The sequence below is a fragment of the Bordetella tumulicola genome, assembly GCF_965138755.1.
GTDB lineage: Bacteria > Pseudomonadota > Gammaproteobacteria > Burkholderiales > Burkholderiaceae_B > Bordetella_A > Bordetella_A tumulicola.
This window is the reverse complement of the sequence record NZ_CBCSFP010000002.1, coordinates 406,386-423,524: the sequence shown is the minus strand read 5'-3', so window position 1 is coordinate 423,524 and position 17,139 is coordinate 406,386. Positions and strand designations below refer to the sequence as shown.

General features: G+C 60.1%; 15 protein-coding genes and 1 tRNA gene. 5 read left to right on the top strand and 11 right to left on the bottom strand.

Going from position 1 to position 17,139, the window contains the following annotated elements; genetic code table 11:
- Positions 1-436: 436 nt before the first annotated feature.
- Positions 437-511 (bottom strand) — tRNA-Arg (locus ACNAZS_RS07590).
- A 211-nt stretch (positions 512-722) separates the two neighbouring features.
- On the opposite strand from ACNAZS_RS07590, the gene ACNAZS_RS07585 reads away from it, so the two are divergent.
- Positions 723-1,625, top strand: coding sequence for a c-type cytochrome (locus ACNAZS_RS07585; RefSeq protein ID WP_415787829.1), 903 nt, complete (start codon positions 723-725; stop codon positions 1,623-1,625).
- A 136-nt stretch (positions 1,626-1,761) separates the two neighbouring features.
- Here the strand turns inward: ACNAZS_RS07585 and ACNAZS_RS07580 are convergent, their stop codons facing one another.
- The 6 genes from ACNAZS_RS07580 to ACNAZS_RS07555 form a co-directional block, all read right to left on the bottom strand.
- Positions 1,762-2,751 carry an ABC transporter ATP-binding protein gene (locus ACNAZS_RS07580; protein ID WP_415787827.1) on the bottom strand — a complete coding sequence of 330 codons (990 nt, stop codon included), beginning with the start codon at positions 2,749-2,751 and terminating at the stop codon, positions 1,762-1,764.
- Positions 2,748-3,779 (bottom strand): ABC transporter ATP-binding protein, encoded by a 1,032-nt coding sequence (locus tag ACNAZS_RS07575; RefSeq protein WP_415787825.1) that lies wholly within the window; start codon positions 3,777-3,779, stop codon positions 2,748-2,750. Before ACNAZS_RS07575 ends, ACNAZS_RS07580 begins: the two co-directional genes overlap by 4 nt.
- A 15-nt stretch (positions 3,780-3,794) precedes the next feature.
- Entirely contained in the window at positions 3,795-4,667 is an 873-nt protein-coding gene (locus tag ACNAZS_RS07570) for an ABC transporter permease (protein ID WP_415787823.1), read from the bottom strand.
- Positions 4,668-4,671: 4 nt separating this feature from the next.
- The gene (locus ACNAZS_RS07565; protein ID WP_415787821.1) at positions 4,672-5,613 is read right to left on the bottom strand and encodes an ABC transporter permease; all 942 of its coding nucleotides are present in this window, start codon (positions 5,611-5,613) and stop codon (positions 4,672-4,674) included.
- Positions 5,614-5,672: 59 nt separating this feature from the next.
- The gene (locus tag ACNAZS_RS07560; protein ID WP_415787820.1) at positions 5,673-7,262 is read right to left on the bottom strand and encodes an ABC transporter substrate-binding protein; all 1,590 of its coding nucleotides are present in this window, start codon (positions 7,260-7,262) and stop codon (positions 5,673-5,675) included.
- Positions 7,263-7,368: 106 nt separating this feature from the next.
- The gene (locus tag ACNAZS_RS07555) at positions 7,369-8,841 is read right to left on the bottom strand and encodes a M81 family metallopeptidase (RefSeq protein WP_415787818.1); all 1,473 of its coding nucleotides are present in this window, start codon (positions 8,839-8,841) and stop codon (positions 7,369-7,371) included.
- A gap of 149 nt (positions 8,842-8,990) precedes the next feature.
- On the opposite strand from ACNAZS_RS07555, the gene ACNAZS_RS07550 reads away from it, so the two are divergent.
- A complete protein-coding gene (locus ACNAZS_RS07550; RefSeq protein WP_415787816.1) occupies positions 8,991-9,902 on the top strand; it encodes a LysR family transcriptional regulator in 912 nt (303 codons plus the stop codon).
- On the opposite strand, the gene ACNAZS_RS07545 is transcribed toward ACNAZS_RS07550, so the two are convergent.
- The 4 genes from ACNAZS_RS07545 to ACNAZS_RS07530 all read right to left on the bottom strand — a co-directional run bounded on the left by ACNAZS_RS07545 (position 9,899) and on the right by ACNAZS_RS07530 (position 14,666).
- Entirely contained in the window at positions 9,899-11,425 is a 1,527-nt protein-coding gene (locus ACNAZS_RS07545) for a 3-hydroxyacyl-CoA dehydrogenase (protein WP_415787814.1), read from the bottom strand. The two genes, ACNAZS_RS07550 and ACNAZS_RS07545, sit on opposite strands and share 4 nt — an antisense overlap.
- A gap of 48 nt (positions 11,426-11,473) precedes the next feature.
- Positions 11,474-12,697: a CaiB/BaiF CoA transferase family protein gene (locus ACNAZS_RS07540; protein ID WP_415787812.1), complete on the bottom strand. Its 1,224-nt coding sequence runs from the start codon at positions 12,695-12,697 to the stop codon at positions 11,474-11,476.
- 152 nt (positions 12,698-12,849) lie between these two features.
- A complete protein-coding gene (locus ACNAZS_RS07535) occupies positions 12,850-13,998 on the bottom strand; it encodes an acyl-CoA dehydrogenase family protein (protein ID WP_415787810.1) in 1,149 nt (382 codons plus the stop codon).
- 11 nt (positions 13,999-14,009) lie between these two features.
- Positions 14,010-14,666, bottom strand: coding sequence for a TetR/AcrR family transcriptional regulator (locus ACNAZS_RS07530; protein WP_415787808.1), 657 nt, complete (start codon positions 14,664-14,666; stop codon positions 14,010-14,012).
- A gap of 149 nt (positions 14,667-14,815) precedes the next feature.
- Between ACNAZS_RS07530 and ACNAZS_RS07525 the strand changes: the two genes are divergently transcribed.
- From ACNAZS_RS07525 to ACNAZS_RS07515, 3 genes are all read left to right on the top strand, one after another.
- The gene (locus ACNAZS_RS07525; RefSeq protein ID WP_415787806.1) at positions 14,816-15,811 is read left to right on the top strand and encodes an NAD(P)H-dependent flavin oxidoreductase; all 996 of its coding nucleotides are present in this window, start codon (positions 14,816-14,818) and stop codon (positions 15,809-15,811) included.
- A 16-nt stretch (positions 15,812-15,827) separates the two neighbouring features.
- Positions 15,828-16,679, top strand: a complete 852-nt coding sequence (locus ACNAZS_RS07520) for an NAD(P)H-hydrate dehydratase (RefSeq protein WP_415787804.1) — start codon at positions 15,828-15,830, stop codon at positions 16,677-16,679.
- A 94-nt stretch (positions 16,680-16,773) separates the two neighbouring features.
- Positions 16,774-17,007, top strand: coding sequence for a hypothetical protein (locus ACNAZS_RS07515; RefSeq protein WP_415787802.1), 234 nt, complete (start codon positions 16,774-16,776; stop codon positions 17,005-17,007).
- Positions 17,008-17,139: the final 132 nt, after the last annotated feature.

Genomic DNA, 17,139 nt, shown 5'->3' with positions numbered 1-17,139 from the left:
AAGTACTGTTGACGTTGCAACGCTCCAACTAATCGATACGACTGATCCTGCCGTCCTATCGCGCACGAAACGTCTTATTGAGCGTTGGTCCTCACGGTGGCGGGGTCTTTTCACGCGTCGCGCTCGAAAACGAACTGCTGATGCGCTGAGCACACTGAACGCCAGGGCACTGCAAGATATTGGCGTGCCTGAGTCGATGCTGTACGAGAGCAATGCGATTCGCCAGCTGGAGCGAAGCTACGACACGTCCCAGCTGTGGTCCTGATGTGTACCAGTCCAGCAGACTCGCGCCGGGCTTACGGCTTCAGGAAGTTTGAGAATTACCGCACGAGAGTCTTGGCTCAGTACGGTTGGAACGGTGTGATTAACCGGGCCTGATGAGTGCCCATCCCCCGAAAATGGGGTAGAGCCAAAAAATCTTAAGACATTGATTCTATGGTGCGCCCGACAGGAATCGAACCTGTATCAAGAGTTTCGGAAACTCTCATTCTATCCATTGAACTACGGGCGCAAAGAGGCGACATTGTACCTAAATTTCGAGTTCTTGCCGCGGAGTGACAGGTTATCGACGAGTCTGCCTGTTTTCATCTGACATGCGTTATATAATCTGGCGTTTGCATGGGGGGTGGGCCTTGTTTTGCGACCACTCCTTGCGTTGTAGTTGATTTCGTCGTCAGTTGCCGCCATTAGGCGCCCCGGTACCCGATTTGCAGGATTAGGTTATGAGCAACGAGCAGGAACACAACGAAGAACACGCCTCGCCCATCAAGACGCCAAAGCAGCTGATTGTCACGGTCGTGCTGGCTTTCGTCCTCCCCATCCTTATCATCATTTTGCTGGTGAATATGGTCACGTCGGGCACCAAGGTTGGCGCGGGCTCGGACACGCTGACCGCAGAGGCGATTAATAAACGCATTGCCCCCGTCTCGGGTTTTGAGTTGGTTGACGCCAACGCACCCAAGGTCTTCAAGACCGGCGAACAGGTCTTTCAGGCAGTCTGTACGGCCTGTCATACCGCAGGGGTAGCTGGCGCACCCAAGCTAGGGGACAAGGCAGCCTGGGGGCCCTTTATCAAGAGCGGCTATGAATCGATGTTGAATGTCGCGCTGCATGGCAAGGGTGCGATGCCTGCCAAGGGCGGCAATCCGGCACTGAGCGACTACGAGGTCGCTCGCGCGGTTGTCTATATGGCGAATGAATCGGGAGCCTCGCTTGAAGAGCCGGCGGCCCCCGAGGCAGAAGGTACCACTGCGGCCGGTGAGGCCCCTGCGGCTGCAGCGGCTGCTCCGGCCCCCGCTGCGACACCTGCTGCGCCAGCGCCAGCGGCCCCGGCGGTGGCACCCAGTGCAGAGGCGCCCGCCCCTCAGGCAGCGGCGACAACGAATCCCGCCGGTGAAAAGCTGTACAAGAGCACCTGTTTTGCCTGCCATGGCACCGGGGTTGCCGGCGCACCGAAGTTTGGCGACAAAACCGCCTGGGATCCTTATATCAAGACGGGCCTCGACACGATGGTCAAGGTTGTCTTGCAAGGCAAAGGCGCCATGCCGCCCAAGGGCGGCGCCGTAAACGCCTCTGAAGACGACATCCGGGCAGCGGTCGAATATATGGTGAATGCGACGAAGTAAGCCTTGCCGCATCGCCAGAAGCCATCAATCCCTTGACGTTGTCGAGGGATTTTTTTTATCACTGGCGTTTTCGACAGCGACAGCATGACTGCCAACGGGCATGTCGCCGTACGGACGCATCCGTCGCGAAAACGACTTAAACCGTCCCGCCGGTATACAGGTGGCAGGCCACGGCGTGACCGGCCGTGTCTTGTAGCACGGGCGCTTCGCGCCGGCACCTAGGCCCGACCTGACTACAACGCGTATGAAAGTGACAACCCGGTGGCGGCTTGGCCGGGCTGGGCACATCACCCGGCACGACTTGACGCTGGACCTTCTTCAGTGGATCGGGTATCGGCGCCGCTGCCAATAACGCTTGCGTATAGGGGTGACGCGGCGCGCTGAACAACTGGTTGCGACTGCCGATTTCGACGATGCGCCCGAGGTACATCACGGCCACCTGGTGGCTGACGTGTTCGACAACGGCCAAATCGTGCGAGATGAAAACGTAAGCCACACCAAGATCCTGCTGCAGGCGCATCATCAAATTGATAACTTGGGCCTGCACAGACACGTCGAGCGCCGACACAGGTTCGTCGGCCACGATCAGCCGAGGCGATACTGACAACGCCCGAGCGATGCCGAGCCGCTGACGTTGCCCACCGGAAAACTCGTGCGGATACTTGCGCATGGCCTCGGCCGGCAAACCGACCTTGGCGAATAGCTCCGCCATACGCTCTCGGCGTGTACTGGCCGTCAAGCGCTCGAAGTTGCTCAGCGGTTCGATGACGCTGTCACCGGCCGTGCGTCGCGGATTAAGCGATGAAAAAGGATCCTGCAAGACTATTTGCATCTTGCGGCGCAACGGTCTGAGTTCGCCCGGCGTCAGGCGACTGATGTCCTGACCGTCCAGACAGATCTGGCCCGCGGTCGGCTCCGCAAGCCTGACCAGGGTACGGCCTAACGTCGACTTGCCACAGCCGCTTTCACCGACCAGGCCTAAGGTCTGACCAGGCTCGAGCGTAAAGCTCACGCCGTCAACCGCATAGACCGTCCCCACTTGGCGACCGAGCACACCGCGACGTATCGGAAAGTGCATTTTCAGATCGTTCACCGCCAGCACGGGTCCATCGTGCGCCTGGCTCATATTGGTTTCCCCAGTTGCTCCATGCGATCTGCCTCCCAGCACGCCACGGCATGACCATTCTGGCGTATCTGCCTAACCGGCGCGTGCTCATGGCAGCGCGCGGTTGCATAGGAGCAGCGTGGCGCAAACGCGCAGCCCACAATGGGAGCGCGCAGCGAGGGCACCATGCCCGGGATTTCCTGCAGCGCCTGCAACCTCGCGGTGTCGCGCCACGCGCCGCGGCGCGGCATGGCGGCCATCAGGCCGCGCGTATACGGGTGCAGCGGATTGGCGAACAGGTCCTGCACCGAAGCCTCTTCGACCGCATTACCGGCGTACATGACAATGACACGGTGAGCCATCTCGGCCACCACGCCTAGATCGTGGGTAATCAACAGAATTGCCGCGCCGGTCTGCCGGTTCAGGTCCGACATCAGTTCGAGAATCTGCGCCTGCACGGTCACATCCAGCGCCGTGGTGGGCTCATCAGCAATCATCAACCGCGGCTCGCAAGCCAGGGCCATGGCAATCATCACACGTTGACGCATACCGCCCGATAGACGATGCGGGTACTCACGGGCCTGCCGCGCCGGATCGGCGATGCGCACTAACTCGAGCAGTTCGACGGCGCGGGCCAGCGCGGCTCGTCGGCTCATGCCTTTGTGTAGCTCCAGAGACTCGGCCACCTGCTCGCCTATGCGCAGTACCGGATTGAGCGAAGTCATCGGTTCCTGGAAGATCATCGAGATATCGCGGCCGCGCATTGAGGCCAGTTCATGCGGGGTCAGGGCCAACAGATCGCGGCCCTCGAAATCAATCTCCCCTTCGACCACGCGCCCGACGGCGCGCGGAATCAGGCGCAGGATGGACAGCGCCGTCACGCTCTTGCCACAGCCTGACTCACCGACCAGGCCCAGGACCTCGCCGGGCCACAAATCGAGCGACATACCATTGACGGCATGGATGACGGTGTCGTCCTTGTAGAAGCGTGTATGCAGTCCGCGTACGCTCAGCATGGGACGCGTCTGATCTTGTATGGGGGATGGCATCGTGGCGTCCATCGCTCAAAGCCTCCTGGATGCACGCGGGTCGAGGCTGTCGCGCAGTCCGTCACCCAGCAGGTTGACCGCCAGCACCGTCAAGGCCAAGCCGATGCCTGGAAAGAAGATGGCCCACGGTGCGATCTGAAAATAGGATCGCGCGCCGGCGATGATATTGCCCCAGCTCGGCACCTCGGGCGGCACACCCGCCCCGATAAAGCTCAGACCCGCTTCGGTCAGAATCGCCGAAGCACACACATAGGTGGCCTGCACGATCAAGGGCGATACGGCGTTGGGCACGATGTGGCGCAACATGATCAATGGCTGGCGTGTGCCGGCAGCAATGGCCGCAATCACATACGGTTGCCCGCGCAGCGTCAATACCACGCTGCGCACCAGGCGCACCACCCGCGGGATCTCGGGTATCGTGATCGCCACAATGACGAGGAGCACGCCGCCTCGCACTAGCGTGGTCAGTGCGATGGCAAGCAGAATCGATGGAATGGCCATCAAGGCGTCCATGAAGCGCATGACGACCGCATCCAGACGGCGATAAAAGCCGCACAGCACACCCATCAGCAGACCGATAGCGGCGCTGAGCAGCGCCACACTGACGCCCACCAGCAATGAAACGCGAGCGCCTTGCAGGGTGCGGGCATAGATGTCGCGCCCCAATTGATCGGCACCGAACCAGAGATCAGCCGACGGCGGTTTCAGTCGGTTCAGCGGCGAGATCGCCTGCGCATCGGCGGTCAGCCAAGGTGAGGCAATGGCCAATGCGACCAACACGAACAACAGCGAAGCGCCGAACACCATGGCGGAACGGCCACGCAAGAAACGCGGTATCCAGGTGCGGCGCACCGGGTAGCCAGCAATAACGTTAGCAGTAGCAGACATAGCGTCAATACTCGATGCGAGGATCTAGAACGACATACAGCAAATCGATCAACAGATTGATCACGACATAGACTGCCGAAAACAACAGTATCAGCGCCTGGATGATGGGATAGTCGCGACTGAGAATGGCATCGACCGTCAGTCGACCCAGGCCCGGAATATTAAAGACCGTCTCGGTGATGACCACACCGCTGATCAGCAGCGTGATACCAATGCCGGCAATAGTGACCACAGGCACGGCGGCATTAGAGAACGCATGGCGTATCAGCAGCGCGCGCGTGCGCACGCCTTTGGCCTGTGCGGTGCGGATGTAATCCTCGGACAAGATGTCCAGCATGCTAGCGCGCGTGGTCCGTGCCAGCAAGGCGATATAGGTGAATGACAGTGACAGCGTAGGCAGTGCCAGTCCTTGCAACCACGGTAATACGCCCTCAGACAAAGGGCGATAACCCTGCACTGGAAACCAGCCCAGCTTCATCGAGAAGAAATAAATCAACGCATAAGCCACCAGAAAGACCGGCAGTGAGAAGCCCAGAATAGCCAGCACCATCGTGAATCGATCGATCCAGGTACGCGACCCCCATGCCGCCGCGATACCCAGCGGCAACGAGACCAGCAGCGCCACCAACATCGTCGCGACCGCCAACGACAGCGTAGGCTCGATGCGCTGCGCGATCAGCGACGAGATCGGCATATTATTAATGATGGAGTGACCCAGGTCGCCCTGGAGCAACCTGCCCAGCCAGATGAAGAATTGCTCAACCAGAGGGCGATTCAATCCCAGGCTCGCGCGGATGTGCTCGATGTCGGCAGCCGACGCGTGCTCGCCCGCGATCACCGCCGCGGGATCGCCGGGCGTCAACCGCAGCAACAGAAAAACGAACACCGCGACAATCACGATGACCGGCACCGTGGCCAACAGGCGCCGCAAGATGTGACTTCCCACTCACTACTCCTACAAAAGGATTGGCGNCCCGCATCAGCGGGNCNCCAACAGAACACGGGTTACTTAACCGCGATGTTCCAGAACACGAAGGAGTTAGGCAGCTTGAGAATGTTGCTGAGTCGATCGCTGCGATAGGCGATCGGCTGACTCCATTGACCGAACGAGATGTACGGTACGGACTCGTCAGCCTGATCTTGCAGAGCCTGCGCGATGTCGCGCCGCTCCTCTAGGGTCTCGGCGCTCGCGAATTTGTCGCGCAGGGCCTCGCTTTTTCCATCGCAAGGCCAGCCGAACCAGGCTTTTTCGCAGGTTGCCGCCAGACCCAGGTTGGTCAATGGATTCGAGGCAGTCATGCCGGACTGGTTACTGATGAAGATATTCCAGCCGCCTTCCGAAGGCTTGCCCTTATTGGGGCGCCGTGCCACAACAGAGGCCCAATCCATTGATTGCACGTCGACATTCAAGCCGGCCTCGCGCATCAGTTGCGCCGTCACCAGCGCCGCCGAGCTGGAGAGCGCGCTATCGGTGGGGTTCAGGATAACAATGGGCTCGCCCTGGTAGCCCGCTTCTTTGAACAACTGCTTGGCTGCCTCGACGCGCGCCTTATCGTCAGCGTAGGTGCGCTTGCTCTGGGTCTCGAGTGGCGAGCCGCAGACGAAAATCGAATTGCAGACTTGATAGAACTCGGGATTACCGACGATCGCGCGCAGGTAAGTCTCCTGATTAACCAGTGCCTGGAGCCCCTGGCGCGCCTTGGCGTTATCAAACGGCGGCTGCAGGTGGTTCATGCGCAGGATGCCCTGGATCCCAAAGGTCGCGGTCGTTTCGACTTTTACGCCCTGCGTACCACTCAGCATGGGAATAAAATCAGCCTGAGGCGCTTCGATGAGATCGATCTCGCCATTCATCAGCGCCGCCTGCGCTGTCTGCTGATCGGGCATCACAATCCATTCAACGCGATCCACCTTGGCGACTTTGCCACCGGCGGTACCACTGGCCGGCTCGTCGCGGGGGACATAATCGTTGTTCTTGACATAGACCGCCTTGCTGCCAGGCACCCATTCTTCGCGCACGAATTTGAATGGGCCCGAGCCGATCGCTTCGCGGACTTGCTCAGAGGGACTGGTCTGTGCCAGACGCTTGGGCATCATGATCGGCCAGTTGCTACCAGTCTTGGCCAGCGCGTCCAACAGGTAGCCAAACGGTGCCTTGAGCACGATACGGAACGTACGACCATCGACGACGGAAACGTCAGACGTCAGCTCGGCGATGCGCTGGCCCAATGTGTCGCGCGTCGACCAACGCTGGAGAGAGGCCACACAGTCTTCAGCTTTGACGGGCTGACCATCGTGCCACTTCAGGCCTTCGCGTAGCGTAAAGGTGTAGGTCAGCTTGTCGTCGCTGACGGTGTACGAATCGACCATCTGGGGCTTGGCCACCAGATTTTCGTCCCACGAGAACAACGTGTCGTAGACTAGCATCCCGTGCACCAGCGTGGCGTCAGCGGTGGTCTGAATAGGATCCAGATTGTTCAGCGCGCCACTCATGACCGCCTTGATCGTCTTCGGCTGTTCGGCAGCCCCGGCGGTCGCCACCAACACCAGACTGGCAGCCAGTGCAAGCGAGAAAGTTCTGACGCGTTTTTGCATGCTTGTTTTCCCTTGATTTTTTGAATTGATCATGGCGCACTGACAACGCTGCGCGACTGCTATTGCGAATAGCCGCGGCTCGTCTCGTCAGGCATTCCTCTCAGTTTTAGATATCATCCAGCGGCCAGATCGGACGGCGAACGTGTTGATATGGACGGCCTTTGAAATCCTTGGTGCACAACGCACCAGCGTCGACTTCCAGCACTTGGCGCGCGATGGGCTCGAACGCCGCCCGGAAATGTTGCATCGATTTCACGGCGACCGTCGATTTGCGAGAAGGGTCGATACCCAATGACGTGAGTTGTCCCAGATCGGTAGCTTGACCGTTGTTGCTGATCAAAATGATGTCGATACCGCCGACGCGGAATACGATGCTCAGACCGTAGTTGCGAGCCACTCCCCCACCCATGGGGCCATGAGCGACAAATCGCCCATCCGTGATGGTAGCCACGTAACCGGTCAGCGCCAGCGGTGCTCCACCTTGCGCAGGATCGATCTTGCCGCCCACCTGTAACGTGATCGTGCTGCCTACCCCCGCAGCCGCAGCCTCGCGCGCCGCCTCAGGATCACAGATCGCGTAGAACGCGACGTTCTGCAGGTCGGCGTCGACCATCGCCTTGAGCAACGTCGTACTGTCGCCATAGGCGCCGGCGCCCGGATTGTCGGAATAGTCGGAGATGACCAACGGCGTGCCACTACTATCGGGTTGGGCTGCCTGGCGAAGCGCCTCATCCATCGGGGTAAAGTGGATAGTCGAATAATGGCGCTCTTGCCATACGTAATCCATCAGTTGCTCGGCGAGAGCCTGGCCAGCGGCCAGATCGCCATCGATGGTGACCGCGACCGACGGACCAATATCGTGCACATCCGCCGACGAAAAACCCGCCTGAATGCTGACCACCAGCGCTTGGCCGTCGGCCTCGATAACATCGGCACGGCGTAACAATTCGATCATGGGCGCGGAGTTCGTGCGGCCGCCATCTAACGCATACAAAATGGGGCGGCGCGCCAGGGCCACCCGTGGGGTGATCTCGCCGGCCATCGCGCGCGCCAGCAACCGTGCGCCCTGCCAAGTGCGTTCGTATTGATCAATGTGCGGATAGGTACGATAGGCGATCAGGGCGCTAGCGTGGTCAGCCATCTGTTGCGTCACGGTGGCATGCAGGTCCAATACGACCACCACCGGAATCTGTTCGCCGATGCGCCCGCGCAGCCGCTGGAGCAACTCACCCTCGCCATCATCGTAGCTGGCGACGCTCATGGCGCCATGCAGATGCAGCAACACGCCATCCAGCTGGCCGGCGGCATCGAGAATGCGGCTACAGGTATCATCGAAGAATTCGTCGGTGACGCGACCCGATGGATTGGCCGAAGCCACCACGGGGTGGGCCAATGTCCATCCGAACGTATCCGCCGCCTCGAAAGCCGCGCCCATCGAAGAGTGCGTATTTCGGTAGTCGCGAGGAATCTCGTTGTCAAACCGCAGCGCGCCATCCTGGAATTCCGCAAGCCCAGTCGGCTGAACGCTGAAAGTATTGGTTTCGTGCATAAATTCCGCAACCAGTACACGCTTTCCCATTTCGTCTCCATCCTATGCAACTAAGGCGTGTAACGTTGTATTCACGGCGCACGCTGACGCCACGAATGATGGCATGTACGATATGCATCTTCAAAATATCAAATTCATCGCATTTCCTCCGCTTCTGATATATTTCCGACGCCCCTCTGATGCCCGCAAGCCTTCGACATATTGAGATTTTTCACGCCGTCATGACGACCGGAAGCGTGACGCGCTCGGCGGAACTGTTACGCACCTCGCAACCCACCATCAGTCGCGAACTCAAAGCCCTGGAACGTGCGCTGGGCCTGCAATTGTTCAACCGCCAGGGCCGCACACTGAGCCCCACGGCACAAGCCGCTGAACTGCATTCGCAGGTGTTGCGCTCTTATGCGGGCCTGGACCAGATCCTGCGCGCCGCCTCGGCGATCAAGGATCACACGCTGGGGCACATACAAATCATCTGCCTGACGACGTATGCGCAAACCCTGCTGCCGCCCGTATGCCGTGAGTTTATGGCCCGTCATCCGGGGGTACGACTCACCATTCATTCCAATGGGCAGAGGGAGATCATGGATGCCCTGGCGCGGCAGCACTACGACCTGGGCCTGGCCGAACCCGGCCCATCAGTGGAAAACGTGGCCGCGCGCACCCTGCCGGCCGGGCAAGAAGTCTGCATTCTGCCCAAGTCGCATCCGCTCACTTGCAAGGCGGTGCTGCACCCCAAGGATTTCGACGGCGTCGAATGTATCCATTTTCCGAATGACGACGCCTATCGGCGCCGCATCGACCAGATCTTTGCCGAAGCGAACGTCACGCGGATCCTGCGCATCGAAACATCGAGCAGCGCAGGCGTGTGTGCCATGGTGAAGCAAGGGCTCGGCGTCGCCATCATCAACCCGTTTAGCGCACAGGACAGCGCCGGCCCCGACATTGTCGTGCGGCCGCTGTCGATCAGCGTGGATTACCTGCTAACGGTGTATCGACCCACATTCCGTCCCCGCTCGCCCCTGGTGGACGAGTTTGAGACGCTGGTCGAAGACGCGATTCGGATACGACGCGACCAGCAAACGCTGCCTTAGGCCAGCGGCTCGGCCAGCAACGACAGGCCCAACTGCACACGACGCTGCAGCCACAGGCTGGGGCGATATCGCATATCGCCCGTGACACGCTGCAGATTGCGCAACGTCTCCAGGATACGCGCGCCACCTAGTGCATCGCCCATCGCCAGCGGGCCAGCGGGATAGCCCAGGCCCAGCGTCACCGCACGGTCGATATCGGACGGCGTGGCGATGCCCTGCTGCGCGATGTCGCAGGCCACGTTGATGATGGCAGCCACGATGCGTTGCGCGACAAAACCCGGGGAGTCTTGAATCACACTGACAGGCGTACCATCGCTGGCCAGCAGCGCATGGGCCGCGTCGCGCCAGGCCGGTTGTGTAGCGGGCGACAGCATGAGTGTGCGGCGCTTGCCGGTTTCCAGAGCATGCAGGGTGTCCAGGCCGACTGTACGGCTCGCGTCGAGCTGCTGTTGACCCGCGCAGGTGGACACGTCTTCACCCAAAGGGGTCACGATAATCAAAGCCTGCTCGGGGGGTTCGGCCACGTCAACGATACTGGCACTCAAGGCTTGCAGCAAAACACGAGCGCGTGCGTTACCCTCGGCGTGGGCGGGGCTGATCCAGACTTGCAGACCGGCCTGAGCCGCTGGCACGGGAGGCTCGACCGGAACCTGCTTTTGACCCTCGGGATAGGTGTAAAAGCCCTCGCCTGCCTTACGACCAATGAGGCCACCGGCCAAGCGTACGGCAGTAATGGGCGAAGGACGAAAACGTGGCTCGTCGTAGAACTGCTGGTAAATCGATTCCATGACGGGATGCGACACGTCCAGCGCAGTCAGGTCCATCAATTCAAAAGGACCCATACGAAAGCCCGCTTGCTCACGCATGATCGCATCAATTTGCGAGAACGAGGCCACAGATTCTTGAGCCACCCGCAGGCCCTCGATATTCATGCCACGCCCAGCATGATTGACGATAAAACCCGGCATGTCTTTGGCGCGTACAGGCGTGTGGCCCATACGACGCGCCAACGCCGCCAATGCATCACCCGCTGTGGGATCACTGCGCAATCCGTCGATGACTTCGACCACTTTCATCAACGCAACGGGATTAAAAAAGTGAAACCCGACGACGCGCTGTGGTTGTTTGCAGGCCGCGGCAATCGCGGTGATGGACAGTGACGAGGTATTGGAAGCCAAAATACAGTCGGCACTGACGATGGCTTCAAGTTGCGAGAACAGATCGCGCTTGATATCCAACCGTTCGACAATCGCTTCGATGACCAATTGGCAGTCTGCCAAGTCCTGCAGACTGCCGGCGGGCTGCACACGTGCCAGCGCGGCGTCGGCCTGCTCGGCCGTGAGCTTGCCCTTTTGAGAGAGCTTGTCCCAGAGCTGACGCAGGGACTCGCGCGCGGCGGCCACGGCATCGGCATTCGTGTCGTATAGGCGTACCAGTACACCCGCTTGCGCAGCGATTTGCGCGATGCCACGGCCCATGGCGCCGGCACCGACGATAGCGATCGTCTGAATATCAATTGTCATCGAGTCTGCTCCTGTACTTTTTGCTTTACGAGACGGCGCGAAGAATGACTAGCCCGCCATCAGCGCCTGAATCTCTGCGTCGGACAAGCCCAGCTTTTCCGACAATACTTGCTGCGTGTGTTGTCCCAATAGGGGTGCGGGACGCTGGTACTGCACTGGGCTGTCCGAGAATTTCAACGGACTGGCGGCAATAGGTGCCGCCCCCGCGGTGGGGTGAGGCAACTCCCGCCGCATCTGCCGGAATTGAACGTGTGGATCCTCGTACACCTGATCCAGGGTATTGATGGGACCCGCTGGGACACCGGCGGCCTCTAGCTCTGCCAACCAATGGTCACGCTTTCCCGTCGCCATACGATCGGCGAGCAAGGGCACCAAGGTCTCGCGATTCTGTACGCGTTGCGGATTGGTGGAGAAACGGAGGTCTTCGGCGAGTTCAGGGGTACCAATCACGCGGCAGTAATTGCGAAACTGGCTATCGTTACCCACGGCCACGATCAAATGGCCATCGTTGGCAGCAAAGACTTGATACGGCACCAAGTTCTGGTGGGCGTTACCCGCGCGTTGGGGGACCTTGCCCGAGGTCATATAGTTCAGGTTCTGATTGGCCATCATGGCGACTTGGCAATCCAGCAACGCCATGTCGATATGCTGACCCAGGCCGCTGCGGCCGCGCTCGTGCAAGGCGGCCAGGATACCGACGGTGGAATACATACCTGTCATGAGGTCGGCCACGGCCACACCGGCTTTTTGCGGCCCGCCGCCAGGCAGGTCGTCGCGCTCGCCGGTCAGGCTCATCAAGCCACCCATCCCCTGGATCATGAAGTCGTAGCCAGGACGACTGGCATAGGGTCCCGTCTGGCCAAAACCGGTGATCGAGCAGTAAATCAGGCCCGGGTTCTCGGCCTTCAGGCTCTCGTAGTCCAGACCGTATTTACGCAGGCCGCCGACCTTGAAGTTCTCGACCAGGATATCGCTTTGACGGGCCAATTGGCGCACGACCTCCGCCCCACGCGGCGAAGCAATGTCTAGCGCGACCGAGTACTTGTTGCGGTTGGCGCTCAGGTAATAGGCAGCCTCGGTAGTGTCGACGCCCTCACCGTCCTTCAGATAGGGGGGGCCCCAGGCTCGGGTATCGTCGCCCGAGCCCGGGCGTTCGATTTTGATGACTTCAGCACCCAGATCAGCGAGATTCTGAGTGCACCAGGGGCCGGCCAATACGCGAGTCAAATCCAGTACGCGAATGCCGGTCAGCGGGGCGGGTCGTTGTGACATGTTGACGATAGGTAGATGCAGTAGCTGCGTGATCAAGCGGTCAGAGGTAAAACCTTTAGATATTAGCCCTTGCCGCGGTCGCGACGTATTCCGTTTTCCGCACGTCCATGTGCGCATTTCGCACATGAACCGCGCGCATCACCGGATACGCATCACGAATAGGCCTTGATTGTTTCTCGCGCGATGACCAACTGTTGGATTTGCGACGTGCCCTCAAAGATACGGAACAGGCGAACGTCGCGATAGAAGCGTTCGACGGCGTATTCGGAAATGTATCCAGCACCACCATGGATCTGCACGGCACGATCGGCCACTCGGCCCACCATTTCGGTGACGTAGAGTTTGCAGCAAGCGGCCTCGAGCGTTGTGTTTTCACCGCGATCCCGCTTGCGGGCGGCGTCCAGCACCATACATCGCGAGGCGTACAGCTCGGCCTGACTATCGGCGATCATGGCTTGAATCAACTGAAACTCGGAAATGGGCTGACCGAATTGCTTGCGCTGCGTGGCGTATTGGACAGCATCACGAATCAAGCGCTCGGCAATCCCCACGCATAGGGCCGAGATGTGCAAACGCCCCTTGTCCAGCACACGCATGGCGGTACGGAAGCCGTTGCCTTCTTCGCCACCTAACAGGGCAGAAGCCGGCACGCGGCAATTGTCAAAAATCACATCGCACGTGAGCGCGCCGGCCTGGCCCATTTTTTTATCAGGCTTGCCCAAGGTCACGCCTGACGTACCCGCGTCGACCAGAAAACATGAGATGGATGACGCTTTGCGTTCCGGTGCCGTGCGCGCCATTACCGAGAATAAGCCGGCGATCGGGGCATTGGTAATAAAGCGCTTGGTGCCATTAATAATATAGTGATCGCCATCACGCACGGCCGTGGTTCGCAGCGATATAGCGTCCGAACCGGCGTCTGGCTCCGTCAGGGCGAATGACCCGATCAACTCGCCGCTGGCCAGCTTCGGCAAATAATGGCTGCGCTGCTCGTCCGTCCCCGCCAGCACAATCGACTGTGAACCAATACCGATGTTGGTGCCGGCCAGCGAACGAAAGGCGGGCGACGTCTGGCCCAGCTCGAACACCACGCGCACCTCTTCTTCCATGGTCAGACCCAGACCGCCGTGATCGGGGGAGATGGACAAACCGAACAGGCCCAAGTCGCGCATTTCGGCAACGATATCGGCGGGAATTTCACCACTGTGGGCTAAGGCGTCTTCGGCAGGGACGAGCCGCTCGGTCACGAAGCGACGTACCGCATCCAGCAATAAGTTCAAGGTTTCAGTATCGAGAGCCATGGTGGGGTCTATTAGCGTAAATGGGGATAATTGGGGGGATGAGAAGCGGGGACGCACATTCCCCCCACCAGCAGATCAAAATAGCCTGCGACGATGGCTTCGGCAGTCTGAGCGCCGCCAGGTTGATACCAGCGCGCCATCCAGTTCAGCATGGATAACACCGCGCGGCCGGTTGCCGCGACGTCCAGTGCACGAAATTCACCGTTCGCGATACCGTCGGCAATGATGCGACGCAGCCGTTGCTCGTAGTCATCACGCAAACGGGCGGCATCTTCGCGCTCGGTGATGGCCATACCTGAATAGCCGATCAGCATCGTGACAAACTGCGCATGATGGCTTTCAAAATAGCGTGCATGGGCCGCCATGAACTGGCGTAACCGCTCGGGCGCCGTCGTAGCCTGTGCCACCGCGTGTGATACCGCCGCCGTCAGGCCGGCAAGTACATCCAGGATGATGGCATCGTAGATATCCTGCTTGGTGGTGTAGTAGTGATAGATGGCCGCCTTGGACACGCCAATCGCCGCCGCCAGATCGGCGACGGAGCTGCTTTCGTAACCGCACCGAGCGAATAGCCGCGCGGCCTCTTCGAGGATGCGTTCTCGCGGAGCGGCCATTGTCGGTGGCCGACCCGCGCGGGGCCGTTTGGCGGGAGGTGAGCGGGTGGGCATCTGAATCTACTGTGGCGGAACACATCCGTAAACCTGCATTGACAGGCCGGCAACGCATACCGTTAAATGAAAGATGATTAATTACCGGACAGCCGGTAGATAATTATAAACACGAGTTTTGATTCCCTTCAACTCTTTCACCTCTGATCATGAACGCACGCGACGACGTCCAGCATCACCCCCTGGTCAATCAGCTTTACGCGCAGATGACGTTGCCGGTCATTTGCTCGCCCATGTTCATTGTGTCGAATCCAAAACTGGTGATCGCGCAATGCATTAATGGTGTGATGGGGTCATTCCCCGCGCTGAATGCGCGCCCGCAGACTTTGCTGGACGATTGGCTGTCCGAAGTGCAGGCGGGCCTGGCCGACCACCGTCAGACAAACCCGTCGGCCATCGTTGCGCCATTTGCGGTGAATCAGATCATTCACAAGACGAATGACCGCCTTGAGCACGACCTGGAAATCTGCGGGAAACACCGAGTGCCGTTCATCATCACCAGCTTGCGCGCGCCGGGCGATTTGGTGGCTGGCGTTCACGCATGGGGCGGCAAGGTCTTCCATGACGTGACGACCGTTCGCCATGCCGAAAAAGCCCTGGAGGCGGGCGTCGATGGCCTGATTCTGGTGTGTGCGGGCGCCGGTGGCCATGCAGGCACGCTCAGCCCCTTCGCCCTGTTGTCGGAGGTCCGGCGTATTTATGACGGCCCGATTATTTTGTCCGGCGCGATCACGTCCGGCTCGGGCATCCTGGCCGCGCTGGCAATGGGGGCCGACTTTGCTTACATGGGTACGCGCTTTATTGCGAGCGCCGAAGCCAACGCTCCAGAGGGCTATAAACAAGCCATTGTCGATGCCAGCGCGTCCGATATCTTGTACACCCCGTTCTTTACCGGCATTCCGGGCAACTATCTCAAGGCCAGCATTGCGGCGGCCGGGTTGGACCCTGCGAATCTGCCCGACCCCGATACGGGATCGTCTGTGTTTGGATCGGGGCGGGTCAAACCCTGGAAGGACATCTGGGGGGCAGGCCAAGGCGTTGGCGGCATCGACAACGTGCGCCCGGCGGGCGAGATCATTGCGACGCTGCGACAGGAATATCGGCAAGGGCAAATCCGATTGGCCGGCAAGATCTTGGCGGACTAAGTCGAGGTGGTAGACGATGACCGATCATCCCGCCACTCCGATCCGCCCCCAGGAACTGCCGGCGTTGTTTGCCGCGCGCCCGCGTGACTCTCACAAAGGCACATTTGGCACGGTCGCCGTCGTAGGCGGCGGTCCCGGCATGGCGGGTGCAACGTTGCTGGCGGGACGCGCGGCCCTGAAAATCGGCGCGGGCAAGGTCTTGGTTGGTTTTGCACAGCAAGATTGCCCGATGGCGTGCGATCTGCTGCAACCCGAGTTGATGCTGCGTAGCGCCACTGCGCTGTTCCAGGCCGCACTCCCGGTCGACGCTTGGGTGGCCGGCTGTGGACTAGGTACCGGCGCTCAGGCATTAACGGCGCTTCGCTCCGTGTTCGCCGAGCGCGGCAATGTCCCACTGGTGCTGGATGCCGATGGGCTGAATCTGCTGGCCAATGGCCATTTGCCGGCTTGGGGCCCCGGTCCCGTCATATTGACCCCACACCCCGCCGAGGCGGCTCGATTGCTGAGTTGCACTCCTCGCGAAATCCAAGCCGACCGCCAGCGCGCGGCCTGTGCGCTCGCCCAGCGACATGCCGCCTGGATAGTCCTGAAAGGGGCGGGCACACTGGTTTGCCGCCCCGATGGTCAGTGCTCGATCAACACCAGCGGCAATCCTGGCTTGGCGACGGCCGGCACGGGTGATGTGCTGGCCGGCATGCTGGGAAGCCTGATCGCCCAGGGTATCGAACTGGATCAAGCCGTACCGGGTGCGGTCTGGCTGCACGGGGCGGCCGCTGACGCCCTGGTTGCAGCCGGCGTTGGCCCCATCGGCATGACAGCCGGCGAGCTGGCCGACGCCGCCCGACAGTTGCGCAATCACCACAAATAACCTCGTTACAACTTATCCACAGGTTTATGTTGCATTGCACATAGGGTTATCCCTATAATGGTTTACCCCATGACGAAACGGACTGGAAAAAACCATGACTACTTTGACCCTGAACCAAAATACCCGCCTGACCGATGCGCTGGAACGTGACCTGCTCCGCGGCGCAATGGAAAGCCAACAGAATGCCCAACCGCAAGTCGCGCTCAAGAAAGCCGGCGCTGCGATCTCCCACGCTGTGGGTGCCTTTGCGGACTATGTCGCTGAAGTTTTCGACGCCATGAACCGCGCCCGCGCCGCCAGCTCGCACTACACCGGCTCGCAGTGGTAATCAGCAGGCAACTTGCCGCCCACCCCTGAAAAGGGCCGGCGGCAATAGATTTGCCTGCTTGCCATGACACACCGCTGGCTTTACCAGCTGCCCGCAAACGTTTTCGCACGCGTGCCACGATGTGGCGATGCA

Excerpts from the sequence above, each read along its gene's own strand:
- ACNAZS_RS07575 (WP_415787825.1), bottom strand. The coding sequence starts at position 3,779 with ATGCCATCCCCCATACAAGATCAGACGCGTCCCATGCTGAGCGTACGC.
- ACNAZS_RS07545 (WP_415787814.1), bottom strand. The coding sequence starts at position 11,425 with ATGACAATTGATATTCAGACGATCGCTATCGTCGGTGCCGGCGCCATG.
- ACNAZS_RS07515 (WP_415787802.1), top strand. The coding sequence starts at position 16,774 with ATGACTACTTTGACCCTGAACCAAAATACCCGCCTGACCGATGCGCTG.
- ACNAZS_RS07540 (WP_415787812.1), bottom strand. The coding sequence starts at position 12,697 with ATGTCACAACGACCCGCCCCGCTGACCGGCATTCGCGTACTGGATTTG.
- ACNAZS_RS07570 (WP_415787823.1), bottom strand. The coding sequence starts at position 4,667 with ATGTCTGCTACTGCTAACGTTATTGCTGGCTACCCGGTGCGCCGCACC.
- ACNAZS_RS07555 (WP_415787818.1), bottom strand. The coding sequence starts at position 8,841 with ATGGGAAAGCGTGTACTGGTTGCGGAATTTATGCACGAAACCAATACT.
- ACNAZS_RS07580 (WP_415787827.1), bottom strand. The coding sequence starts at position 2,751 with ATGAGCCAGGCGCACGATGGACCCGTGCTGGCGGTGAACGATCTGAAA.
- ACNAZS_RS07585 (WP_415787829.1), top strand. The coding sequence starts at position 723 with ATGAGCAACGAGCAGGAACACAACGAAGAACACGCCTCGCCCATCAAG.
- ACNAZS_RS07525 (WP_415787806.1), top strand. The coding sequence starts at position 14,816 with ATGAACGCACGCGACGACGTCCAGCATCACCCCCTGGTCAATCAGCTT.
- ACNAZS_RS07530 (WP_415787808.1), bottom strand. The coding sequence starts at position 14,666 with ATGCCCACCCGCTCACCTCCCGCCAAACGGCCCCGCGCGGGTCGGCCA.
- ACNAZS_RS07535 (WP_415787810.1), bottom strand. The coding sequence starts at position 13,998 with ATGGCTCTCGATACTGAAACCTTGAACTTATTGCTGGATGCGGTACGT.
- ACNAZS_RS07520 (WP_415787804.1), top strand. The coding sequence starts at position 15,828 with ATGACCGATCATCCCGCCACTCCGATCCGCCCCCAGGAACTGCCGGCG.
- ACNAZS_RS07560 (WP_415787820.1), bottom strand. The coding sequence starts at position 7,262 with ATGCAAAAACGCGTCAGAACTTTCTCGCTTGCACTGGCTGCCAGTCTG.
- ACNAZS_RS07550 (WP_415787816.1), top strand. The coding sequence starts at position 8,991 with ATGCCCGCAAGCCTTCGACATATTGAGATTTTTCACGCCGTCATGACG.